The sequence below is a fragment of the Chryseobacterium soldanellicola genome, assembly GCF_900100115.1.
GTDB lineage: Bacteria > Bacteroidota > Bacteroidia > Flavobacteriales > Weeksellaceae > Chryseobacterium > Chryseobacterium soldanellicola.
Window position 1 is genome coordinate 25,899 of record NZ_FNKL01000004.1, and the last position, 25,274, is coordinate 51,172.

Genomic DNA, 25,274 nt, shown 5'->3' on the forward strand with positions numbered 1-25,274 from the left:
TCCAATTGTCTATCAATAGGTACATAATGTAGATTCTTTTTATAGCAATGTTTAATTAGAATATCCTTTCAGCAACTGCCTGTAAGACATTAAAATGGATGATTTTGAAATAAATCCAAGAAAGATATTCTGCTGATCGACAACAGGCAAGCTCCAAGTACCAGTATTGTCAAAGATCTGGAGGATTTCTCTCGGTTTATCTTCGGGGTGAATGAACGCTGCCGGGGCTCTCATTATTTTCGTTATCTTAAGGGTCAAATCATTTTCATCATTGAAAAAATAAGGTCTGATATCGTCTAACGTTAGAATGCCTCTTAGCTTTTTATGGTCATCGATAACTGCGAAAAAATTTTTGTTTCCGTTCTTAACTAGATCAGACAATTCTTCTATTGAAGCATTTTCATTAATGGTTTGGGAATGTCTATCAATGAAATCTTCTGTATGGAGTGAGAAAAGAAGATTCTCGTCATGCTGATTCGTGAAAATCTTACCCTGGTCGGCCAAAGATTTTAACTCTGGAGATATGGGTGAATACCATTTTGCAATGAGGTATGAGATCACTGAAACGATCATCAAAGGTATAAAAAGGTCGTATCCAAAACTGGACTCAGCAATGAGAAATATGGCAGTTAGCGGGGCGTAAAGAACACCGCTCATCGCACCGGCCATTCCTACCAAAACTAAGTTTGTGACAGGAACGTCCTCAAAGCCGATCTGCTGGCAGATTACGGCAAATAGAAATCCGACGGTTCCTCCTGCAAAAAGTGATGGTGCAAAATTACCTCCATTTCCGCCGCTGAAAATGGTGAAAGATGTTGCGAAAGCCTTTAACAGACATACACAAATTAGAAAAACAATGATCGTCCATTCTTTGATATCAAAATATCTAAAGAGACTGTTTTCAATGATTGAGTTGGTATTACCATTGGTAAAGGCCTTGACTGTGTCATACCCTTCTCCGAACAGTGGCGGAAAAAGCACGCAGAGTAACGATAGGATCGCACCGCCCAGCATTGCCTTCCTCAATCTGGACATTTTCATACCTTTGATAAAATGCTCTACCTGTTGGGAAACCATTAAAAAATATCTTGCATAAAGCCCTGTCACGATACCCAGAATAAGATAGTAGGGAAGATTCCTATAATCAAATGCTTCTCTGGTATGGAACCTAAAAAGGATATCTTCCTGAAGCAGAATTCTTGATAAGAGGCTACCACATACCGCAGCGACTACCAGCGGGATAAAATCCGTAAAGACCACACCTGTCAATAGGATTTCGAAGGCAAACATAACGCCGGCAATAGGAGCGTTGAATGCCGAGGCAACACCAGCCGTGGCTCCGGCTGCCAAAAGTAGTGTTCGTTCCTTGTAATTCAGGCGGTAGGTCTGCGCATAATTGGAACCAATGGCGGCACCGGTCACAGCAATAGGGCTTTCTAAACCGGCAGATCCTCCTAGTCCTACGGTTATCGCGCTTTGGACAATTTGGGAATAGGTCTTGACGTATGAGACAATACTCGAATTCTGAGCGATCTCATACAATATGGCACCTATCCCTTTTCTGTCCTGCCCTTTGAATATCGTTAACACGATACTCGTTGTCAATACGATTCCCAAAAAAGGAAAAATGATATAGAACAGGATCTGATATTCAAAATGAACCTTGTTCGTGATAAAGAAATGGATATTGTGTACTATTGTTTTCAGCAGAACGCCGGCCAGACCTGCTGTGCAGCCCACTAGAATTCCGGAGAGAAGTAAAAACTGGCTGCGGCTGAGCCTGTTGTTGAGCCAGTGGATGATCAATTCGTAGCTGCGGGCTTTTTCAAGTCCATATTTTTGGAAGTCTCTCTTGAACCTGAGAAAACTTATATATCTTTTTTTATTGTTGATATTCACTTACTTTGATCGCTTTTATCCGCGCTAGGATCTTGATTAGAATGCGCAATTTTTAGGGTTATTGCAAATATACCAAAAGCTTATGGGATAGGCATCTCTATATCTGCGAAATCAATAAGATCTGTATCCTAAAAGTATGGTAGAAAACGATCTTTCATTTTTTTTGTATCTTACTACGGTCAATTCGAAATCATCAATTAAAAAATATAAAAATTGTAATTATGAAAATAGGATTATTAGGATTTGGGAAGGCAGGTAAAGCGGTAGCAAATGTTATTCTTCAGCACACGGATTTTGCATTGGAATGGGTTCTGAAGAAAACTGATACGCTGAATAAGCTTTCTGCAAAAGATATTCTTGGGATCTCAGCATCGGACGATGCATTGATCTATTCTCAAAGCAGCACGGATATTGAGATATTACTTGAGGATCATCCTGTAGACTTTGTTATTGATTTTTCCAACGAAGAAAGCATCCATCTATATGGTCATGTGGCAGCCCGTAAAAAGATCAAGATCATCTCGGCCATTTCGCATTACGGAGAAAATGAGATCAAAGTTCTGAAAGAACTTGCAAGGGACACTGTTGTGTTTTGGTCACCTAACATCACTTTAGGCGTCAACTACCTGCTGTTTGCGGCATCGCTGTTAAAAAATATAGCGCCTGGTGTTGATATTGAAGTGGTCGAGGAACACTTCAAAGCCAAATCCGGCGTGTCTGGAACAGCAATGAAAATTGCTGAAACTTTGGATATAGAGACAGAAAGCATCAATTCTGTCAGGGCTGGCGGTATCGTTGGAAAACACGAAGTTATCTTTGGGTTTCCCTACCAGACCGTTCGACTTGTCCACGAATCCATATCACGGGAAGCATTTGGAAGCGGTGCATTGTTTGTCGCTGAGAACCTTAAAAGCAAACTCAAAGGATTGTATAATTTTGAAGACATCCTGCGACCTTACTTTTTCGCTCAGACTCCAGATTTGTTATCTTAAAATCTATCAATTGAAAAATGCCATTCCAAAATTGGAATGGCATTTTTGAACTATATTTCAATCTAGTTTTCAGAATTGTTTAAAAGTTTGACATTTTTCTCATGCAGCCTTTTTTCAAGCCAGCTTTTGAGCTGTAATTCATTCACTTTCTTTCCCGAGTAGATCATCACAAATTGGAGCCTGGCACTGTCCGTTTCGGGATATTGTGCTATCTTTCCATAGGAAACGCCGGACATATCCGGATATAGGATTTGTATCTCTTTCCCCAGTGTGGAGTCTGAAACTTTATAATTGTCGAGTTCTGACCGCAGGCTGGATAAGGCTATGTCCTTTTCTGACAGGTTTGAATTGTTTTTGTTGATTTCACTCAGTATCTCTGATTTCAGATCGGAATTGTTTTGCCTGATGTTGATCTTTGTGTTTGCAAGCCCGTTATCAGACAGCATCTTGTTGTAAGACTTGATATCTTCAGCAGTGAATTTTTTATTTAGGAATGCAACGTCGATGGTCTTGGGATTGGTGTTGTAGTTTATCTTTTTATAGATCAATGTGTATCCATTCTTTTCAAATTCTTTTTGGAGGAATAGTTCTGCGGTCTTCGTGAACTTCTTTTCATTATAAAGGTTGTAGGCTAAATACGAGCTGGGAACGATCATTATCAGTATTAACAGCGATATGCTGTACCTGATCCTTTTTTCATATTTGTTGTCGACAATAGAGGAGGGATAATGCAGATATTTCACGACAAGAAAAGTAGCAATGCATATAAAAAAGCAATTGATACTGTAAAGATAGAAAGCGCCGATGAAATAAGAAAAATTAAAAGTAGCAAGACCAAATCCGGCCGTACATAAGGGAGGCATCAATGCCGTTGCAATGGCAACACCCGGAATAGGATTTCCTTTTTCTACCCTTGTTATGGCTATGACACCTACCAGTCCTCCAAAAAAGGCGATCAGAACATCGTAAATGTTGGGTGCTGTCCGCGCCAAAAGTTCCGACTGTACATCTTTGAAGGGACTTATATAAAAGTAAAATCCAGAAACCAATAAGCTCACTACTGTTGCAATGGTCAGGTTCTTAAAAGATTTCTTGAGCAGAGGAAAATTATAGGTCCCAAGAGCAAATCCGGCACCTACAATTGGACCCATTAACGGAGAGATTAGCATAGCCCCGATAATGACCGCGGTGGAATTGACGTTAAGGCCGATTGATGCGATGATGATCGCACAGGCCAGGATCCAGAGATTTGAACCTCTGAATGAAATATTGGACGTGACATTTCCAATACCTTATCCTTTTTCTCCTCACCATTGTGAAGATTAATAAAATTAAAGATATTATTCATCGTTTTGCATCTTTTTAGAATCCTTGTTAAGAATGATATAGCCTATTACACCTCCAATTAGGGAAGCTGCAAATATGCCGATCTTTGCCTGTGTCTGGTATTCTTCGTGGCTAAAGGCAAGGGAGGTTACAAACAGGGACATTGTAAATCCAATGGATGCCAGAAAACCAAGTCCGAGCAGATTACGGATATTCATCCCCTCAGGTAATTGGGCAATTTTTAGTTTAATGAAAACAGCAGTGAATCCTACAACACCTAACACTTTTCCGACCAACAAGCCCAATGCAACACCCAATGCGATATTGGTATTAAATAAACTGTTAAGGTCAATATTTAACGATACCCCGGCATTGGCTATTGCAAAGATTGGTATGATAACGAAAGTTACAACAGGATGCATCGCGTGTTCCAATATCTGAAGGGGGGGAGTGGCGGCATTTGTTGCCTCATTGATCTTTTCCAAGACATGCAGCTGGTCATTGGTCAATGTAGGTGTATTTTCAGTAGGGTCTAAATTTTTAAACCTTTCCAGATAGCTGCTGATCTTGGAAATGAACAGATTTTCCTTGATCTTTACATCTGCCGGAATCGTAAAAGCAGCCAGAACAGCAGCGATCGTGGCGTGAACACCTGAAATCACAAAGCATGTCCATACACCGCAGATGCCAAGGAATGCGAAAAAGAAGATTGATCTTATGCCAAGTTTATTTCCCACATACATCACTGCAAGAATACCAAGTCCTACAAACAAATAGGTCATTTCGATGTTCGATGTATAAAAAAACGCGATGACCAGGACTGCGCCCAGATCATCTACAATGGCCAAGGCAGTTAAAAATATCTTCAAGGAGAGTGGAATCTTTTTTCCCAACAAAAAAAGTACGCCCAAAGCAAAAGCAATATCCGTGGCCATAGGGATTCCCCAACCTTTGTGCATTTCCCCAGTCGGGTTGAGCATGAGGAATATCAATGCCGGCATTACCATTCCCCCAACTGCCGCAACGATTGGTAGTATGGCCTTTCGCGGATTGGAAAGCTCACCACCGATGATCTCACGTTTCAACTCAAGTCCGACAACGAAAAAGAAAACAGACATCAAACCGTCGTTGATCCAGTGATGGACAGTAAAATCGAAAAAACTTTCCCCATTCCATTGAAATCCAAAGGTCTGATCCAAAAAATGATGGTAGCCATCGGATAAGGGTGAATTGGCCAAAATTAAAGCAATGATCACACTGATTCCTAAAAGTAATCCTCCAGACTTTTCCTGCTGGATAAATCGCTGAACGGGCTGTGTGATCTTGTCGATCGGCTTTATGGGGTAACTTTTGATCATAGTTCATTAAAATAGATAACTGCAAATTTATGAATACTAAAGGGAAAAATAGAGGAACATTGCGAAAGTTATTTTTGAATATTATTAGATAATTACCTGGCAAATTTTTTATAAACTAAAATAACAGGTGATCATGGGGGCAAATTTTAAATTTAAAGTTAATTTTCAGAAAACAATGAACGTTTTAAATTAATTTGTTTAATATTATAGGCTTGAAATCTGATCAATCTATAACAAATGTCAACAAAAAAACTCAGTGAATGGTACGCTACCGCTATTTGTGGAAATGATATAACTTCCTCTTGTCTCTATGTTTCAGCCCTTGCCATCGTGGCGGCAGGTCAATATGCCTGGGTCGCTCTTTTGATGGTGGCAGCGGTACTATTTTTATTCAGAAAGATCTATGGCGAGGTGGTCGGAGCATTGCCCCTCAATGGTGGTGCATATAACGTATTATTAAATACTACAACGAAAAGTAACGCTTCTATTGCAGCTTGTCTTACCATCCTATCTTACATGGCAACGGCTGTGATATCCTCAAGCGAGGCAATGCACTACCTGCATCATATTTTGCCTTACTTCAATGTGAACATTGCTACTTTTGTCCTTTTACTCATATTTTTAGGACTTACAATTTTAGGGATCTCTGAAAGTGCGGTGGTGGCATTGGCCATATTTGTATTCCATCTGGCAACAATGGCTGTACTGATCGGTTCCTGCTTTTTCTTTGTCTGGCAACATGGATTCTCAATATTGATCGATAATTTTCATCTCCCGGCCAGAAACGGAAGTATACTGACCGCTATCTTCTTTGGGTTTTCAGCGGCAATGCTTGGGATCTCAGGATTCGAGAGCTCCTCCAATTTTGTGGAAGAACAGGAAAGAGGGGTATTTACAAAAACACTGAGAAATATGTGGATTGCAGTCTCAGTACTTAATCCGTTGATCGCATTTCTTGTGATATGCATTATTCCAATATCTTCAGTTGAAGCGCACCAAAATTCTTTTTTAAGCTATATTGGTACTTTGACCGGTGGAAAATGGCTGGCAATGATCATTTCGATAAATGCAGTCTCTGTTTTAAGTGGCGCGGTATTAACTTCATTTGTTGGGGTCAATGGTCTTATCAAAAGGATGACGTTAGACAGGATACTGCCAAATTACTTTTTGAAAGAAAATAAAAGGGGCAGTACCTATAGGATCCTAATTCTTTTTTTTCTTTTATGTCTTTCAGTGCTATTGGTGACCAGAGGGCAATTAGCACCTTTGGCCGCCGTCTATGCCCTGTCTTTCCTGACTGTCATGGCGTCATTTGCCTTAGGGAATATCCTTCTTAAGCTTAGACGGTCACGATTACCACGTCCCGAGTATGCCAGACCGGGAATTGTCTTAATTGCTTTTGCAGCAATAATCATAGCGTTATATGGTAATATAATGACCAAGCCACAGTATCTTGTCACATTTCTCCAGTATTTTATCCCGTCAGTACTTATTATCTTAGCGATGCTGTTGAGGAAGGATATCATGCATTTTATTGTCAATCTGATGCAGTCCCTGTCAAAGAACTATAAAAAATATACGCTTACAAGACAAAGATCGCTTTATCGAAGCCTCAAAAAACTATATGAGCAGGATTTTGTCTTTTTCTCAAAAGGTGATGATATAGCCACGTTGAATAAGGTAATGATGTACCTTCACGAGAACGAAGTGACCAATAAGATGAAAATTGTAACGGTACTTCACGAAGCACAGCAACCGGATCCTAAATTCCTCGCAGATTTTGATACCTTGGACCGGGCGTATCCAGAGGTCGATATGGAATATATTACTTTATTGGGTGACTTTACGCCGCAGCTTGTTGAAGAACTCAGTAACAAATGGGGTATACCAAAAAACTTCATGTTCATTAGCAGTCCCGGGGAAAAATTCAGTTACAGGGTGGATGAACTTGGTGGGGTAAGACTCATTCTTTAATAAATGGTCATTGAATGTACTATGACTTCCTCAAGTTCTATATAAAACAACTTTATTTTGAAAGCCTTTGAAGTATTGAGTTCATCTCATCGATCTCTCTTTGCTGCGAAACAGCAATACTGTCAGCCAATTTACGTACCTCAGGGTCTTTGATATTTGCGCTTATGCTAGTCATAATTGCTGACGAATGATGTGGTATCATTGCTTTGAGATATTGAATGTCATTTACTGCCGTCTGATTTCTTAGAGCTGTGAAAGAGCCGGCAAAAAATACTATTGAAAGAAATATTATGAGTCTGTTGATATTTTTATTATCATACATTTTCGGCATCATGACCAGCATCATGACAGTCATAGGACTTATCATAAGGATGGTCATATATATCCTGGTTAAACTGGTGTAGTAATCTTTGACATTATTCATATTTAGAAACATTATAAAATACATTATAATGAAAGAACACACTATCATTAAAGCAAATTTTTTGTAATTCATCAGTCTAAAATTTAACATTAAAAGAAGTTTAATTAGACACAGGCTAATTGATAGATCCGCTGCGGTTTTCTGCCTTATTAAAACAACTCCGGCTAAATTAATATATAAAATAAGCTGCGAACCGCAGCTTATTTTATATCTACCATCATCATTCAGAGTCTTCTTCCGAAGCTTGAAAGTTGATAGAATTGTACGCTGAATCGGTCAGTAGAGCGTCGGCCTCTTTTTCTTCTGCTAATGTTGATTCCAGAAGAGATGCTATTTCGTTTTCACCAAGAGTTTTTGCAAAAGCGATCAAAGTTCCGTAAGATGCGATCTCATAATGCTCAATTTTCTGTGACGCAGAAATGATTCCTGCGTCTCGCACCGCACCAGCTTCAGTTTCCTCCAAGATACTTTCCGCTTCTTTGATCAAACCTTCCATCGCATCACATTTTTTGCCTCGGTTTGATTCTCCCAATATCTCAAAAACCTGCTCCAAACGTTTAACCTGACCTTCCGTAACACTTACGTGTTGTTCAATTGCTGAAATTAGTTTTGGTTCTGTGGCATTGTTTGCCATTTTAGGCAATGCCTTCAAGAGAGCACGTTCTGCATAAATGATATCCTTGAGCTCATCAATAAATAATTCTTTAAGTCCTTCTGCTGCGTTAGATTTGGCAGCAACTTTACCTTTACCGTTCTGGGTGTCTGTCTCTTTCATAACAATAATTTTAATGATTTTTCAATGCAGAAGTGCAAATATCAGACCTTAGTCATTTAATGATGCTTCAAAATGAGTTATACTCTTTCTAAAGCCACTACAAATGAACGTAAATAAAAAGCTTTTGTAGATATTAGAGAAAATTTTACAGGCTGTAAGATAAACTTAAAGAGAGGTATCTTGAAATGTAAAATATTCTAATGCACTAGTTATATTTTAATAATGAGCATTATTATATACTAAAAATATAAGCTTTAATAGTCCTACTTTTTAATTGCAAATTTTATCCTACTGAGAACCATGTCAATATCAAAGGGTTTGGCAATAAAATCGTCAGGCTCACATAAGTCCTTAAATTGGTTCAGCTGTGCGTGGGCACTCATAATGATGACAGGAATACCATTGTTATGGTGACTTTGTTTTATTTCTTTACACAGATCTATTCCTGACCCGTCAGGTAACATCACATCGAAAAGATAAAGGTCGGGTAAATAACTCTGGTCACGATTCAAAAATTCGTTTACTGTTGAGAAAGACCTTACGGCATAATATTCTGACTCTAAAAAAATAACTAAAAATTCTCTAATTGCCTGATCGTCTTCTACCAAAATAATTTTTCTCATACTTATACTAAGCAATTACGGAACCGTTATTAAAAACCACAATCATTTTCAATAATTAACGTTAAGTTGTCATTGCAAAGGCATAGTAAACCAAAATTCACTCCCTTTCCCTAATTGACTTTCAATCCAATATTTCCACCGTGGGTTCTTATAAGTTCTGCGCTGATATATAGCCCCAATCCCGGGCCTGTAAATTTTTGTCCCTTGTAATAGGTCCTGTAGTAACGTTCAAATAAATGTCCGACTTTTTCCTCAGGGATTTCCGGCCCACCATCTTTGATCGTTATTTTGACCTTATCATCATTTAATAAATGTACTCTAACCGCTACATCTGAATCAGGTGGATATTTGATCGCATTGCTAATGAAATTCATCATGACCTGTCCGAGCTGCTGATTGTCCGCTTCAAACATTATGGATGAATCACCTTCGAAGGTTATTTTCCTTGTAGTTTTTTGAGGAAATGCAGGCTTTGGCGGATGCATTTACAGAGTTTAAGAATCAGGCGGTAAAGTCAAAAAAAATGTTGCTCTTAAAGGCGTTAAAAAGAATGCCGGAGCAAAAGGAAGCGAAAATAACTTTCTTATCAACTTTTTCATACTTTTCTCCTCGAAGAAATGCCCATAAATAGTTTTATGGGTTATTTTTTATAACTACTATACTATGAACATTATTTGATGGAGTATGCGCCAGCGCTATCGAGGATACTGAAAGAATGCAAAATTTAAGGTAGATAATTATCAATAAGAACGTACATTGAATAGGTGTTGCCATAAAACAAAATTAGCTTCTTTTTCCTATCAATTATACTATATAAATCTACAATACTTATCAGATTATTTACTTCTTAGACACTTAGTGATCTTAGTCATAAATCTATTCTACTCGGATAGCTTCTTTTACCTATTATCTTCTTCTAGTTCTAACTGCCAGATCAGATATCAATGGTAAAATTTTATATCTCTTATATAGGAAAAGAATTATCTTTAAATTAATATTCTTAAATTATAGCTGCGGCTAGTACTATTTCATAGTTTAAGAAAATACAAGTAAGAGAAAAAATTGGTACACTTTATGAAAGCAATTTGCAAAAATGATGACAACTTCATTCAAAATTTAATAACATTAAAAAATAGAGTATATGAAGGCAACATTAGAAGCTGGTACCGACGTACAAAGTATGAGAGCCAATATATGGGCTTTATTTTGGATGGCCAGCATCCTTGCATAATCGCAAAAGCAATGTACAAGATGAATATATCATCTGGAAGTATGAGGATATGTAGGATCCCAAAAGCCTGAAAACGCTCATTACGGATTAAAAAATACCTGGTTTTTATTACCAGAACCTAAAGAGAAGCTGTTGATACTTCGGAAATCATCTTGATTTGCCGACAAAGTCCATCTCATTAAACAATAAATATAATATTATTACATATTTACAGAAAAATTCGAACGGAAAGTATTTATTATCTGAAGACTTTCTGTATGCATTTCCCTTTCCAGAGTGTTGGGATTTCCAATGTCCCAAAGTCCGCTGTGATGCCAGATATGTGGAAAATCCCAATCCGGACGGTCTATAATTGGATAGATACAACATCCATACAGCGGAAGGCCGGCGTTGTACATCGCTGCACACTCTCTTTGGATCATTTTTAACCAAAGAAATCTGTCTTCTCCCGGATGACTGGTTTCCGAAATGACAACAGGTCTCCCATAGCTAATAAAAATCTCCTCGATCAAAGAATGCAGACTTCGCCAGAATGGGCTTGGAGGCGTGTCATTCCATGGAATGAATTGATGATTTTCATAAGTCCACTGGTTGTTATAGTAGAAATTGACACCAATGATATCCAGATATTCCGGCTTTCCTCTCAGTTCGGGGCACAATTTACCGGTCAGCATTTCAAGAACCTGAAACTGTTCCTGATGTTTTCTGTTGGCTTCGAGAACTGAAATTGAATCTAATGGATTTTCAGAGGTAATACTTACCAAAGGCTCTGTGGTCATTATCCTGATAGTCGGATCCGTCTCCTTCATCATTTCGATCCCTTCGATATAGGCTTTCATCAGCATATATTTCACTTCCCAGCCTTGGTTTACACAGTACGGACTAGTGCCTTTTGCATCGCCGCCCAGCCAGGACAGAAAACTCACTTCATTAATGGGTGTTACGATCAATTCGCCTTCGGGAACAAGACTTCTGTATTTCAAAACAAAAGCCCTGCACAAATGGGAAAACCTCCGCGCAAACATGGGATGCAACGGCGTCAAATCATCCGGGAAACCAAAATGACAGATGTCCCAAATGACCTGAATACCATTAATTTTTGCAGCAATTATTATTTCCTCAACCTGTGTCCAGTCGTAGTTGTAAGGCGTTTTTTCCACGTAACTCCAGCGGATTCCTTCCCGTATGGTTGTGATTTCTATTTCCTTAAGTCTTTGATAATCTTCATTAATAAAACGGTCGTGCCCTGTTAATTTTATCAGATCAATGCGTTCACCAAAAGCGTTCTGCTGATCTGCACATTCAAAACCGGCCATCAGGAACGACTGAAACGGATTTTTGGTATGAGGATAATTATTGCTGTACTGCATTTTTCTCTTTTATGATCTTTCGGAATAATGCCAGCGACTGCGCTACAACCTGGTCCATATTATAGTATTTATAGGTTCCCAGACGGCCTGTGAAATAAACATTGGGCGTCTCGTCTGCCAGCTTTTTATATTGATTATAGACCTCCTGGTTTTCCTTTCTCGGGATCGGATAGTAAGGATCGCCCTCCGCTGTTGGATATTCGTAAACAATACTGGTTTTATGATGAACCTGTCCTGTAAGATGTTTGAACTCGGTAATTCTCGTATAAAGATTCGAAGTCGGATAATTGATGGTTCCGGTCTCCTGATAGTTTTCCTGATCCAAAGTCTCAAACTTAAAATCGATCGATCTGTAAGGTAATTTCCCAAACTGGTAATCAAAATAACCGTCAATCGGACCTGTGTAGATCAGTTTTTCATGAGGAATAATATCGACTATATCTTTATAGTTGGTGTTCAGCATAATGTGAATATTTTCGTGGGAAAGCATTCTTTTGAACATTTCCGTATAGCCGTGCTTAGGCATTGCTTGGAGAGAATCCGTAAAATATCGGTCGTCTGAATTGGTTCTTGTAGGAACTCTTGCAGTTACAGAAGCATCTAATTCTGAAGGGTCAAGATCCCATTGTTTTTTTGTGTATCCACGGAAAAATTTCTCATATAACTCTTTTCCAACGACATTCAGCACGACATCTTCGGACGTCAGAACAGGCTTTCGAAGTTCAGCTTTTGAGGCTAAAAATTCAACAACCTGATCTGAAGTCAGATTTTTCCCATACAATTTATTGATGGTTGTAAGATTAATGGGAATCGGAACCAACTGCCCATCCACACTTCCTAAAACACGATGTTCATACGGTCTCCATTCTGTGAATTTGCTGAGATATCTGAAAACATCCTCCGAGTTGGTGTGGAAAATATGCGGCCCGTATTTGTGGATCATAATGCCTTCTTTATTGTAAAAGTCGTAAGCGTTTCCTGCAATATGATCGCGTTTATCAACAATTAAAACTTTTTTCCCGGCATCAGCCAGTCTTTCTGCCAAGACAGATCCGGCGAATCCGCAGCCAATAATTAAAAAATCATACATAGATTCCGTTGGTTTTTCTAACATTATTTATTAATAAATTCATTTTTTCGAAAGTGTTGTCCCAGGACTCATCGGCCAGAAATTCATCTACTTTTGTAAGCCATTCTTTTCGTGACGTTTTGCTAAGTTCCTCTTCCGCGTATGCGATAAAATTTTCTGCATTCTCTGCAATATAAACTAGGTTACTTTCTCCGTAAGGTTTTATCACATCCTTGATTGGTGTAGAGATCACGGGCAGTCCTGCTGCCAGATATTCCGGCGTTTTAGTCGGGCTGATAAATTCCGTTGATTCGTTGATGGCAAACATCACCATTGCAATATCCCAATGGCTGATATAATTTGGCAATTCCGAATATTTTTTGGATCCGAGGTAATGGATGTTTTCTGCTCTCGGAAGATCTTCCTCATTGATTTTAACAACAGGACCGATAATCACGAAATGCCAATCCGGTCTCTTGGCAGAAACTTCCCTTAGCAGTTCGATGTCGAATCTTTCATCGATTACACCAAAAAAACCAAACCTTGGATTCGGAATGTGTTCCTGATCTTCAGCATCAATTTTATTTGATCTGGCCTGTAGAAAATGAGCTTTGTCAATACTGCTCGGAAAGGGATGGATATTGTGGTGGCGATTTTTTTTGGCTTGATAAAGCGTATGTCCTCCGGTGAAAACAACGTCTGCTTTCTTGAACAATTGTTCCTCTAGTTCCAATAATTGTGGCGGTGCAAATCGGAATGCAGACAGTTCATCCATCGAATCATAAATGGTAATCTGAGGTTTCAGATGAGAAGTATATTCCAGAGCCATTGGTGTGTAATACCAACACGAATAGGTTTTAATATTTTGATCTGTAAGAACTTTACTAATTAATTTTTCCAACCTTAGATTTCTTTCACGGTGATCTTCAGAGAGAAAAACCTGAATAATTGAAACACCGTCCTGGAGATTGATTTCGTAAAAGTCGGAAAGGCCGTTTTTAGGTTCTTCGAAATAATAAACCTTGTTCTGCTTTGCAAATCTGGTTAATAAATGCTGAGGTCTTTGATAAACGAAATTCCACTGTAAATGGCTAAAACATAAAATATTTTGCATATAGATATAAATAAAATTTATAATATTGTAATAAAAGGAAATTAACATTTCGAATAAATCAAAAAAAAGACCAATTATTATTGCGATGCATCTATATAATCACTTTTTTTACCTGATGAATAAATTAGTTAACTGTAAACATTCTATCTGTAAATATATTTTAATGTATTCTGTTAATTCTTAGCATGTTTCATTATAAATCGAATTTTATTAAATATTTTTATCGCTATAATTCACAGTTCATTTTATTTCGGCATCAGTTCCGAAACTTCCAGTTGAATGAGTTTTAAAATGAAGTTTATTTTTTCCTGTAAGTTTCGCATAAATGCCGTCACTGAACTAACATTGTAATCTACCGGAAACTTTACGAACCGGCAAGATTCTTTCAGAAATTTCGCAGGACCCTTTGTTGGAAACCACATGTGCCGTGAAGCCAATTCTACCAGTCGATCAAGGCTTATCGGTTGACTCGTGACTGAGTTGATTTAAAAAGTATATATTCGATATTACGGATATACTATCAGCCTGCTGCGTTCTGTATTTCAAGCTCCTTTAAACTCGTGATAATATTTTTAGCATGCTGTTGAATTTTTGCCTTCAAATTATTTACATTTTCAGATACAGTCCCATAGAAGCAAAAAGGATCTTTGTAATTCATCTGGGCATACATTGCCATATTTTACAATCCTTTACAAAATTCATAAATACGTAAGTGGTGTTTCCCCGTTACTCTATATTCTGCTTCGACCGCACCAGTTGTAAAGCTGAGCATAAAATCTTTATTTTTTAGCTTATCTCCGTTGGGACCATACGCAAATCCATATTGAAAGACTTCATCAATCCAAAGCTTTAAGATTGCTGGTACGCTGAGTCAATACATTGGATATTGAAAAATAATGGATTGATGTCTTAGTAGGGCTTCCTGTTCTGATTTTATGTCAATCTTATAGTCAGGGTATAAGTTGTAGATGTTCATGATTTCGATATCTAGATCGCTTTTTTGTAATTCTTCGATAATCGTTTTATTGGCTAAAGAGTTGTCGAAAGCTGGATGTGCTAAAATTATTAATGGCATACTATATAAAATTTAGCAACAAAACTATTTATACCGAATATTTGCAATAACTATCAAAGTAGATAGGTTAAAGTTTCTAAGAATGAACTATGTTAAGATAAATGAAAAATTATATCCATGCGCAGTAAGTTTAGCTATGGATCTGGTTGGTGGTAAGTGGAAAGCGGTTATTCTCTATTTTCTAAAAGATGAAGAAAAAAGGTACAACGAACTTCGTAAGGATATGCCTACGATTACGGAAATGACGCTAAGCATACAGCAAAAGCAGTTGGAAAAAGATGGACTAATTACACGCAAGGTATATGGTGAAAAACCTCCTGTTAAAGTAGTTTATAATATGACCGATTTAGGGAAGACATTTATTCCGGTCTTAGTCGCTGTTAATGAATGGGGAAAACATGTTATCTGCGAAAAGGGTGAATTTGTTAGTATGCCATACGGTTCCACTCTGATCAACTATTTTTACAGAGTTATTGTCTCCGTACTTTTTCTCAGAAAGAATTTAGTCGTAAACGGTAGAAGTATAGAGTATTTTTATATAAATTGCTAACGCAAGCTCAAATAAAATCTTGGAAAAAAGTAAAGATCTCAATATATATATTCTAATTTATTGTAGGTCTTGTTCATATCCGTTATGGATAATGCTGGGAGGTCTGTTTACAATTTTTTTGAGTATAGCAATCCAAATTGTAGAAAATAAAAGGGTAAGACAGGTGATCGCGAGACCGGATTTGTAAAGCTCATACTCGATAATGTTGCCTTTATAGGCAATGGCGAGTGCGAGAATGCCAAATTCTCCAGTCTGGGATAATAGGGCGCCACCATACCAGCTTTTTCTCCAGTCAAACTTTAAAAGACGAAAAATGATTGCTGAGATTACGCTGTTACTTAATAATACGAAAAAGGTTCCAAATACAATGATATCTTTATGGCTTAGGAAATATGACAAATCTAAGCGCAGACCAATAGACACAAAAAATAATGCGACAAAAAATACTTTAAAGGAAGCGAGGGAATGCTCAAGCCAATTAAATACTTTAAGTTTTCCGACGAGAACACCAGCTATAAAACTTCCCAATGCACTGCTTAAGCCAATGGAGTCAGCTAGTAAGCCAAATCCCATGCATACTAGCAATCCCACAAAAAGTTGAAGATCGTGGTCATTGGTAATCTTGGTGAAATATGCAGGAAGTTTAATTTCCTGCACATTCCTAATTCTCTTAAAAAGCAGAAAAATGGCAGCACATACAATTACCGGCAGAATAACATTTATAGTAGTGAAATCTTTACCACCCCAGACATTCAACAAGGTCAAGACAGGTGCTAAAAGTAAATCCTGAAGCAACAATATGTTGAATATCGTACTGCCAAAGGCAGTATTAAAAATACTATATTTCTTTAAAAATTCCGTCACTACTGCTGTGCTGTTGAAAAAGAAGAGTATAGCGATCAAAGTAATATTCTTAAAATTGAGCTTCAGCGCGTATCCTATCAGTAGTGCAAAGGCGAAACCAAGCAGTACTTTCATGCCTTGTGCAATAACGGGTTTTATGATGAGATGTCGTTTATTGGGTATGTTAATTTCCAGGCCTAAGAAAAACATCAGCAAAAGAATTCCCAATTCACCGATCAGTTCTATCTCTTCTACATTGGAGAAAACGCCACTTATGTGCGGACCTAGTAAAACACCGGCCAAAATGTAAGCAATTAAATAAGGCTGATTAAAACGTTTCAGGATAAATCCCAGAATTAATAAAGAAAGGGATAAAATACAGATAGACCATAGTAATTCATTCATAATTGTAAATTATAAATAACATTTAAATAAAGATAAAAGGTTTTCCGGGCATCCGGAAAACCTTCAAAAATTATTGGATTTCGATCAGTCTCGGCGACTGTGTTTTGGCATCTTCTTTTTTTGGAATGATAAGTTTTAAGACCCCATTTTCATATTTAGCCTCAATATTTTCATCATCCACAACATCTTTTGCAAGTTCAAAGCTGCGCTGAAAAGACTGGTAACTAAATTCTCTACGGGTATAATTGCTGTTGTTTTCCTCATCTCTTTCTTCCTTAGAGGACGAAATGGTAAGAAGATTTCCATCTAAGGTAATTTTAAAATCGTCTTTCTGCATTCCAGGAGCTGCAACTTCCACTTCAAAGGCTTCGTCACGCTCTTTGATATTCACGGATGGAAGTGTCGAACGTGAATCAGAAAAATTATTATTACCCCAGTTAAAGAGTTCGCGAGTGAAAAAATCGTCGAACAATGAACGTGTGTTAGCAGGACGTAATCTGCTGTCGTTTCTTTTTACGATTGTTGTCATAACAAACAAATTTTAAGGTTAAACAATATTTAAATGATCTCGTTTTTCCAAAATACAAAGGATATACCAGCAGATAATTTTGAAAAAATTGTCATATTTGCTTTTATTTTATTATCAAATTGTCATACTGGAAACCTTATTTGTGTGAAAAATTGTCAGATTTTATCGTGGTGCTAAGTAATGGCTGTATAATAAGCTAAAGAATCATTACAAAAAGGAATCTCTAAGAGTTTATTTAATTTTAAGATTTCATTTTATGTTTGCTTATCCAATTCTTTTCTTAGCGGATGAGACAAAACGGCGCAGAAATCATCACAAAAGAGATGCTGGCTTTCGAATGGTTGAATAGAGCTGATCATCCGCTATTCAGAGAGATTCTTCACAACTTTATTAATGACAAATCTTGACATTTAAAAATAATTAAAAAGATTTACAGTTAGTTTTGATAACGCTTAATGTCTTAATGACAGACAATAATTACTATTTTTGCATATATTAATAAGGCAATTATATACTTAAATGTACCTAATCAAAAAACTAAAGTATTCTTGTCTTAATAGTCCACTTATTTGTCTATCAGTCGTAAAAATGTTATGTTATGTAAAAAATATAATCTTGGTACATTCAAGTACATTGTCACCTAACCGGTTTTTGTAATCAGTGAATCTTATTGGGTATATTGATTTTCTATACCTAAGAAACACATCAACATAGGATCCTCAGTTCACCGATCAGTGCTGTTTCTTCTATATATTGGAAAATACACAGATTATATGAGACCCAGTAATTAATATTCAGGCCACAATATAAGCGATTACATAGTGCTTATTAGACGATAATACCACCTTGTGAGATAATATACAAATATCTAACTTTGAGATATGGAAGGGAATACACATTTACCGAAAATACAAATGTCTGTTTTGAGTCCAGTAGAAGAAAAACAGGCGATGCTTGCTGCAATTATTGCGTCAACAGATGATGCGATTATTAGTAAAACCCTTGATGGAATTATTACCAGTTGGAATCCTGCGGCCATCAAGATGTTTGGTTATACCGAAGAGGAAGCCATTGGTAAGCATATTTCCCTCGTGATTCCTAATGATAGAATAGATGAAGAAAATTTTATTATCAGCCAGATAAAAGCTGGAGTAAAAGTTGAACATTTCGAAACTGTCAGGGTGGCGAAGGATGGCGAATTTCTTTTCTTGTCATTAACTGTATCTCCAATCCTAGATGGAGATGGGAAGGTTATTGGTGCTTCAAAAATAGCCCGTGATATTTCGGAACGCAAAAGAGCTCTGGTGAAACAGGCAATGTTAGCATCCATTGTAGCTGCCTCAGATGATGCGATCATTAGTAAAACGTTACAGGGAATTATTACCAGCTGGAATCCGGCAGCGGAGCGTTTGTTTGGTTTCAAGGAGGAGCAAGCCATCGGTAAACATATTTCATTAATTATTCCTGATGACCGCCTCGATGAAGAAACCTACATTATTGGAGAAGTTAGCAGAGGTATAAAAGTTGACCACTTTCAAACGATTCGTAAAACAAAGGACGGGAAATTAGTGCCACTCTCTTTGACGGTGTCTCCGGTTATTGATGAAAGTGGCAATATCATTGGAGCTTCTAAGATCGCAAGAGACATTAGCGCAGAACAGGCGTCGCAACAGGAAACAGCGAGGCTGTATGAGCATTTGAAAGTACTTAATGCAAAAAAAGATGATTTCATAGCACTTGCAAGCCATGAACTGAAAACGCCTCTCAGCAGCATGAGCGCTTATTTGCAACTTCTTGCAAGGTTGGAAACAGATGCGAAAAATAAAACATTTGTGGATAAGCTGCAAAGTCAGCTTACGAAACTTTCCTCACTTGTAGATGATCTGCTGGATGTTTCTAAGATCGAGGCAGGTAAAATGCACTTCGCTAAAGAAGATTTTGATCTTCGGGAGGTTGTCGAAGAAGCTATCGATCTAATCGTTCACTCAAATCCCGGCTATAGTGTAACTTTTGAGTGTTTAAGTTCCAAATGTGCCATCATTGGTGATTCACACCGGATTGAACAGGTCATTGTTAACCTCCTTACCAATGCTATACGTTATTCACCCGATGGCAACAGTTTAAAAGTATACCTGGTCGAAGAAGATGATCAAATAAAAGTAGGTGTAGAAGATTACGGAATTGGCATAGCACAAGAAAAACTTCAAAACATCTTTTCCAGATATTACCGTGTCGATGAAGGCAACGGTAAGGTTTCAGGATTAGGTATTGGTCTATATATCTGCCATGAGATCGTAAGGAGACACAACGGGAAAATATGGGCGGAGAGCAAATTGGGTGAAGGCAGTACATTTTGGTTTACATTACCTCGCTAACGCAGCCTAACTGCTTAATATATAAGCCAATTTATTTGCTACCATAGCCAAAGAATTAGCCAACAATATTGATAATTTCAGTCAGGACGTTTTGATGTCGTAGATAGAATTGTTATTGAATTATAGCAATCGTTTTTACAATAGGCAAATTTATTACGAGGAAAGTCGTCAATTGCGACATCACTACTTCTTTGGAGAAACCTTTACATATCTATTTTGATGAAGAAAAAGAGTTTAAAAATGGTTTGCCCTTGGTGAAATATATCAGCTCAGGGTTATTAAAAATTCCAGTGATATTGACCACCCTTAATTTTTATAAAAACTCTTGTTTTTTATGTGTTAATTAGTATTCAAAGATTAAAAAAAATGTCCGGATAAACCGGACATTGAAAAAAGGATTTTTACACTTTTATTTACTTTTTAATTACTTTGATTGTTTCTGACTTTCCATCGATAAATGTTACCGTGATCATATAGATGCCCGGAGAGTATTTTCTCATATCCAATTTGTTATCGATCGGTTTTAATGTCTGAGATACTTTTTGACCAGCAACGTTGTAAAGGCTGATATCTTTGATTTTTTTACCAGATTGCAGATTTAGCTCCTCACTTACTGGATTTGGATAGTATGCTATTTTATTTTGTAATGGATTGTCTTCGGTTGCCAGGTATTCGGAGCAAATGATATTATAAGCGAAGTCAACACCTGTCTCTTCCATACTAACCCAAAGCCCACCAGTTTGATCATTGTTTCCAACACCAAAATTTCCAAAATGAGAAGTACTGATTGATTGCCATCCTGTCGCATTTGACTCGACTTCCATCCAATAAGTTTTACCCGCATTTATCACCACTGGTGTGTCAAAAGCCAAAGTGTACTTGTTAAAGTTCCCTGCCACCAGTTCTTTTTTAACGGAAACTGGTGTTTTGACCGTGTAAACAGAACCTGGAAGATCAGATGTGGTGTTTTCATAAAATGTAATCTTGAATGTCGTTGCATCCGCAGTCATAATAGGCTCTAAACCATATACTGAAAAACTACCCGTACTCGGTGCACTTACATCTACGGCCAGTCTCTGATTTGATGTACCACCCAACTCAAAATATTGACTGGAAGTTCCCGTAACTTTGTTTTGTTCACAAGCCGTCAAGGTTCTTACATACCTGGCAAAGAATACAGAAAGATCTCCTGCACAAGCCGTATTTTTATGTGAATAGAAACGGATGTTCTGGTCAATAGCAGGTGTATAAGGCAACTCGCCAAATCCGCTGGCCAGAATTTCTTGTGATTCTGTAGCGATCGTATTATAAATAGTTGCATTAGATGTTGAGAAAAAGTAAGAAACTCCAGCCTTTAACTGAACCAAGGAATATTCTCCCGTAGCACCATCACTTACAATCGTATTCCTTATTCCATCTAAAGTGGGTATAAATAGAGATTGTGGATATTGGCCAAATGTAGCAGTGGTACAACCAGAAAAAGCTGATACCTTGAGATCATCAAACCTAACCGCGGAGTTGGGTTGATCCACTGCGATATCAAAAGTCAAATTGTGATGTCTGATACCAATATATATTTTTTTTCCTTTCCATTGATTAATATTGATTGATCTTGATTCAGGCTGAAGAGGTACATTGGTTTCCTCATAAACTTTCGGCTGAGCTAACATTCCGGCCAGAGTTTTTTCTTCAGAAATATAGATCTCGTAATGCTCTTCGTTTGGGGATGGAGTAAATCTGTTTTCTGACAACAGCCAGCTGAATTTTAACTGCCCGCTCGCATTCGTAAGATCAATTTGTGGGCTTATTGCCCATTCGTCGGGATGTAAATATCCTATATTGTTGAATTGTGTATATGATACTGAAGATAGAAAAGGTGTTCCCGTAGGTTGGAAGTTACTATCCAGATATTGAAGAACACTCCAGCCATAACCCTCCCCTGAAGATATGATCCTTGTCCAGTCTGAGATATCCTTTTCATCAAAGTTATCTTTCCAATAAGTTGTTTCTTGTGCGTTAGATGCTCCTATAAGTAGAAGTAATACGAAAAATAGAATTTTTTTCATTGTCTTTAAATTATTATTTGTTAATGAAGACAATTTTATAACAATTTTATATATAAAGGTAAAAAGTAGGTTCTCTAATTCTTCTCTAAATCTCAAAATAGAATACTCGATATCTACTCTATATTCTAATTAGTTAATTTACAATGAAATTATAAGTCATTAAACCATTGGTAAATGTCGATTTCTTTTGGGATCGCTAATTTTTTCCTAATAATATATTTCTTATTTTGTACGGTTCTATGGGCAATGTTCCAGTATCTTACAATGTCCTTTGTAGGAATATTCAGTTTTAAAAGAGCACAAAATTCAATGTCAGATTGTATGATCTTGGGATTGATGTCTAAAAGTTTTTTTGAGAAATCAGGGAAAACGTCGTTAAAATATGTAATAAATGCCAAGTCACCCTTTTTAAACATTTCGATAAGCTTTGAATATTCCTCACTCTTATTTGGCTCTTGAAAACTAATTACATCTCTGTGCTCTTCAATTTCACTTTTTCTTTTATGTAAAGCCAGATAAATAATCAAAGCAATTGCTATGGGAATTACCAAATAGAGCCATTTCCAATTATCCAAATCAATTTTTTGTTCTTTATCAGAAATAATTTTGTGAAGAGATTTGTTTTGGTTTTCGACAATGTTGATTTTTAGTGAATCTAATTTAATTTGATATTGTTGTTGATTATGGACATCCCCTAGCTTATTATATATAGAAATTATTATTTCATACAGTTCTTGTGTATTCAGGTGATTTCTGTTATTTTTCAGTTTTTCTGCTTGTTTAAGATATGCAAGAGCCTGGGCGTAATCTTTTTCCTCTTTAGAGATCTTTCCAAGGATAATATAGTTGGAATATTTTATGTCATTTAATTGGTAATCCTTGTCAAGTGCCAAAGATTGTTGTGCATAATATTTTGCAGAATCTTTGTTTAACTGATCGTAAACCGTAGCAAGATTAGAGTAATCGATATACTGAAGTTTCTTTTTATAGTTTTTGTCGTTAAAATTCTGATGTTCTTGGATTGCCAATTTAATATATTTCAGTCTTTCTCTTGGCTTATCAATAGTGATGTAATAATTTGAGTAAGAGATGAACAAATTTGATTTGGTATTAATTACCAAAGAATCTTTTTGATCAGGTATAGTATTTAATATACTAAGTCCTTCATCCAGCTGAAGTAGTGCTTTATCTTTCAAATCACTGAAAATATAGGCTTTGAACTGAAACTCTTTGGCAATTGCAACGTATACTTTGTTTTGAGAATTTTTAGCTTCACTCTCAAGATGTTGGCTAGTGTCGAGCAAATTTTTAAAATCATATTTCTTTTCAAAATATGAACATTGCGTCTGTAAAGCTAATAGAAATGCATTTTCATTCTTCGGACTAAGTGCTTCTGCTTCCTTCTCAATATTTTTTGCTGTTTTAAATGCGATCTCAGGAGATTTTCCTAAGTTCTTAAAATTAATCTTAGCCTTTAAATATAAGATATTCGGCTCATTTTGGGATAAAACAAGGATGCTTAAAAAAAGAAATAGAAAAGTTTTAATGTGTTTTAAATGTTGCATATGGATACAAAAATATTTAAAAATATGCTATTAACAATATATTTAAAAAATTGTCTTTGAGAATAGGAAAGATGCATGATCTAAATAATCTTTCATACAAATTAACTTTAGCTAATCTTACATTTTTACAAGTCAATAAAATTTTTATCATCATTAGTCAGTAATGCAAATTTCGATTGGTAGTTTGAGAGTTCTTACAATATGCACTTAGATATCATTTACGAGATTCACGGATGAAATAAATTTGAAAAAATTTAAATTATCAAATTATGAAAGAACTTATCGAAAAGATAACGCTGAGTTTGAGGCATTTTCAACTGAAGCAATCCAACAATCTGAAAAAGGGAATAAGGCCGCAGGTACAAGAGCAAGAAAATCTGCTTTAGAACTGAGCAAGCTTTTCAAGGACTTCAGAAAAGTTTCCGTTGAGGAATCAAAGAAATAGACCCTTCCCGAAAGTGTTAAGACCCTGCAAAAGCAGGGTCTTTTATTAAAGCTGAAATTTGATCAGACATATTGTGTAATGGAGCATCAAAAAGTTAGATCAAATGAAGTAATTCCTTCTGAGGTAATTCCATTTCAATAATTTGCTTAAAATATTCTTTTAAAAGTTAAAATTGGTTTGAAAATATTTAGTCAAACTGAGTGATAAGAGTATAGGCTATCCTGAATAATGGTGTTTTTAAAGGTGATCTCATTCTTATCTGGCGAAATCGGTAAGTAGCCAAGAAAAACGTAAGAATATTATTAATTTACTAGCTGTAAAAGAGATTAAGATTTTCATAGCTGGCAAATCAATATTTTTAAGGAATTCCTACTTTAAAAACGTTTTTAAATAATCAATGCTTGAAGTCCATAAGATTCCATTATAACGGTCAGTTGCTAAATCATTGTGCTGTGTCGTAAACATCGAGTACATATACTGTCCCTGCTGAAACTTTGCGTAGAGTTCGGTTTCACCGGTCGGATCTGCTGCTCTTTGCTTCCTGATGTATTCTGCGAAATTCTCTAATGTTGCCAGTTGACGCAAATTGAATTCTTGTCCGGTAATTTCTTTAACATCATCAAAGATCATATTCGGACTGATCTGGAAACTGGCGACCTGAAGATTTATTGGGGCAGAATCATCTAAAGCAACTTCCGCTGTAAATGCTGCTGTGTCATCCATTGTGGTGAAATCCAATTTCCAATCAGCTTTATCACCCCAATATCCGATACTTTTTTCCTTCAGATTGAGTATCGGTGTATTGTACTTCAAAATATCTGCAAAACAGCCATTAAAAATAGATGTGGCTTGGATAGACGATTGATCAATGTACTTTTTAAAAGTTCTTCTTAAATCGAAATTTCTATTTTCGCCTTCAGGTAATAAATTGTAATCAGTACAGAAATCGGATGGGATAAATCTTGGGACACCTGCTTTTATAGCGCCGTCCAAGATCTTTTTCTGAAGATCAATAATAACATCTCCTAATCCTGCGACTGCGGAAATGACACAGTCGGCATCTGCGCATTCTGCAGCTATGGCATTCACATCATTTAAATCAATTATCCTTACCTCAACGCCTAATTTTTCAAGAATTTCTATTTTATCTGTATCACTTGATTCGCGGACAATTGCTTTAACTGTGGCGCCTCGTTGAAGTAGTTCTCTGCAGATTCTGTGTCCTAAATTACCTGTTGCACCTGCAACTAAAATTGTCTTTTTCAT

18 protein-coding genes and 4 pseudogenes are annotated in these 25,274 nt (G+C 36.8%); 5 read left to right on the forward strand and 17 right to left on the reverse strand.

Annotated features, from left to right (window positions below; all coding sequences use genetic code 11):
• Positions 1 to 51: 51 nt before the first annotated feature.
• Positions 52 to 1,740 (reverse strand): chloride channel protein, encoded by a 1,689-nt coding sequence (locus tag BLT04_RS14200; protein WP_228421964.1) that lies wholly within the window; start codon positions 1,738 to 1,740, stop codon positions 52 to 54.
• A 380-nt stretch (positions 1,741 to 2,120) separates the two neighbouring features.
• Between BLT04_RS14200 and BLT04_RS14205 the strand changes: the two genes are divergently transcribed.
• On the forward strand, positions 2,121 to 2,891 hold the full coding sequence (locus BLT04_RS14205) for a 4-hydroxy-tetrahydrodipicolinate reductase (RefSeq protein WP_089756469.1): 771 nt from the start codon (positions 2,121 to 2,123) through the stop codon (positions 2,889 to 2,891).
• A gap of 62 nt (positions 2,892 to 2,953) precedes the next feature.
• Here the strand turns inward: BLT04_RS14205 and BLT04_RS14210 are convergent.
• Both BLT04_RS14210 and nhaA read right to left on the reverse strand, forming a co-directional pair.
• A pseudogene (locus BLT04_RS14210) lies at positions 2,954 to 4,239 on the reverse strand (DUF389 domain-containing protein).
• Positions 4,232 to 5,575, reverse strand: coding sequence for a Na+/H+ antiporter NhaA (gene nhaA / locus BLT04_RS14215; protein WP_089756470.1), 1,344 nt, complete (start codon positions 5,573 to 5,575; stop codon positions 4,232 to 4,234). The pseudogene BLT04_RS14210 and the gene nhaA overlap by 8 nt, the downstream one beginning before the upstream one ends.
• 237 nt (positions 5,576 to 5,812) lie before the next feature.
• Here nhaA and BLT04_RS14220 point away from each other — a divergent pair, with 237 nt between their 5' ends.
• Positions 5,813 to 7,549 (forward strand): APC family permease, encoded by a 1,737-nt coding sequence (locus BLT04_RS14220; RefSeq protein WP_089756471.1) that lies wholly within the window; start codon positions 5,813 to 5,815, stop codon positions 7,547 to 7,549.
• Positions 7,550 to 7,601: 52 nt separating this feature from the next.
• Here BLT04_RS14220 and BLT04_RS14225 read toward each other — a convergent pair whose 3' ends face one another.
• The 9 genes and pseudogenes from BLT04_RS14225 to BLT04_RS14260 all read right to left on the reverse strand — a co-directional run bounded on the left by BLT04_RS14225 (position 7,602) and on the right by BLT04_RS14260 (position 15,230).
• Positions 7,602 to 7,916 (reverse strand): DUF305 domain-containing protein, encoded by a 315-nt coding sequence (locus tag BLT04_RS14225; protein ID WP_317040698.1) that lies wholly within the window; start codon positions 7,914 to 7,916, stop codon positions 7,602 to 7,604.
• Positions 7,917 to 8,193: 277 nt separating this feature from the next.
• Positions 8,194 to 8,748: a YciE/YciF ferroxidase family protein gene (locus BLT04_RS14230; RefSeq protein WP_089756473.1), complete on the reverse strand. Its 555-nt coding sequence runs from the start codon at positions 8,746 to 8,748 to the stop codon at positions 8,194 to 8,196.
• 263 nt (positions 8,749 to 9,011) lie between these two features.
• A complete protein-coding gene (locus BLT04_RS14235) occupies positions 9,012 to 9,386 on the reverse strand; it encodes a response regulator transcription factor (RefSeq protein WP_228421966.1) in 375 nt (124 codons plus the stop codon).
• A gap of 95 nt (positions 9,387 to 9,481) precedes the next feature.
• The gene (locus BLT04_RS14240) at positions 9,482 to 9,856 is read right to left on the reverse strand and encodes a sensor histidine kinase (protein WP_089756475.1); all 375 of its coding nucleotides are present in this window, start codon (positions 9,854 to 9,856) and stop codon (positions 9,482 to 9,484) included.
• Between the two features lie 946 nt (positions 9,857 to 10,802).
• The gene (locus BLT04_RS14245) at positions 10,803 to 11,972 is read right to left on the reverse strand and encodes an amine oxidase (RefSeq protein ID WP_089756476.1); all 1,170 of its coding nucleotides are present in this window, start codon (positions 11,970 to 11,972) and stop codon (positions 10,803 to 10,805) included.
• Positions 11,956 to 13,086, reverse strand: a complete 1,131-nt coding sequence (gene glf / locus BLT04_RS14250; RefSeq protein ID WP_228421967.1) for a UDP-galactopyranose mutase — start codon at positions 13,084 to 13,086, stop codon at positions 11,956 to 11,958. Before glf ends, BLT04_RS14245 begins: the two co-directional genes overlap by 17 nt.
• On the reverse strand, positions 13,055 to 14,155 hold the full coding sequence (locus BLT04_RS14255) for a glycosyltransferase family 1 protein (protein WP_089757288.1): 1,101 nt from the start codon (positions 14,153 to 14,155) through the stop codon (positions 13,055 to 13,057). The genes glf and BLT04_RS14255 overlap by 32 nt, the downstream gene beginning before the upstream one ends.
• A 520-nt stretch (positions 14,156 to 14,675) precedes the next feature.
• Entirely contained in the window at positions 14,676 to 14,831 is a 156-nt protein-coding gene (locus BLT04_RS18945) for a hypothetical protein (protein WP_170828486.1), read from the reverse strand.
• A gap of 3 nt (positions 14,832 to 14,834) precedes the next feature.
• A pseudogene (locus tag BLT04_RS14260) lies at positions 14,835 to 15,230 on the reverse strand (NAD(P)H-dependent oxidoreductase).
• Between the two features lie 82 nt (positions 15,231 to 15,312).
• Here BLT04_RS14260 and BLT04_RS14265 point away from each other — a divergent pair.
• Positions 15,313 to 15,660, forward strand: a pseudogene (locus tag BLT04_RS14265) (winged helix-turn-helix transcriptional regulator); the annotation flags it as partial.
• 177 nt (positions 15,661 to 15,837) lie between these two features.
• Here the strand turns inward: BLT04_RS14265 and BLT04_RS14270 are convergent.
• Both BLT04_RS14270 and BLT04_RS14275 read right to left on the reverse strand, forming a co-directional pair.
• Positions 15,838 to 17,028, reverse strand: coding sequence for a cation:proton antiporter (locus BLT04_RS14270; protein ID WP_089756478.1), 1,191 nt, complete (start codon positions 17,026 to 17,028; stop codon positions 15,838 to 15,840).
• Between the two features lie 70 nt (positions 17,029 to 17,098).
• Positions 17,099 to 17,557 (reverse strand): Hsp20/alpha crystallin family protein, encoded by a 459-nt coding sequence (locus BLT04_RS14275; RefSeq protein WP_089756479.1) that lies wholly within the window; start codon positions 17,555 to 17,557, stop codon positions 17,099 to 17,101.
• A gap of 881 nt (positions 17,558 to 18,438) precedes the next feature.
• Between BLT04_RS14275 and BLT04_RS14280 the strand changes: the two genes are divergently transcribed.
• Positions 18,439 to 19,932, forward strand: coding sequence for a sensor histidine kinase (locus BLT04_RS14280; RefSeq protein WP_228421968.1), 1,494 nt, complete (start codon positions 18,439 to 18,441; stop codon positions 19,930 to 19,932).
• A 413-nt stretch (positions 19,933 to 20,345) separates the two neighbouring features.
• Here BLT04_RS14280 and BLT04_RS14290 read toward each other — a convergent pair whose 3' ends face one another.
• On the reverse strand, positions 20,346 to 21,998 hold the full coding sequence (locus BLT04_RS14290; RefSeq protein ID WP_089756480.1) for a T9SS-dependent choice-of-anchor J family protein: 1,653 nt from the start codon (positions 21,996 to 21,998) through the stop codon (positions 20,346 to 20,348).
• Between the two features lie 149 nt (positions 21,999 to 22,147).
• The gene (locus BLT04_RS14295; protein WP_089756481.1) at positions 22,148 to 23,563 is read right to left on the reverse strand and encodes a hypothetical protein; all 1,416 of its coding nucleotides are present in this window, start codon (positions 23,561 to 23,563) and stop codon (positions 22,148 to 22,150) included.
• Positions 23,564 to 23,832: 269 nt separating this feature from the next.
• On the opposite strand from BLT04_RS14295, the pseudogene BLT04_RS14300 reads away from it, so the two are divergent.
• A pseudogene (locus tag BLT04_RS14300) lies at positions 23,833 to 24,008 on the forward strand (histone H1).
• Positions 24,009 to 24,377: 369 nt separating this feature from the next.
• Here the strand turns inward: BLT04_RS14300 and BLT04_RS14305 are convergent.
• Positions 24,378 to 25,274: an NmrA family NAD(P)-binding protein gene (locus tag BLT04_RS14305; protein ID WP_089756482.1), complete on the reverse strand. Its 897-nt coding sequence runs from the start codon at positions 25,272 to 25,274 to the stop codon at positions 24,378 to 24,380.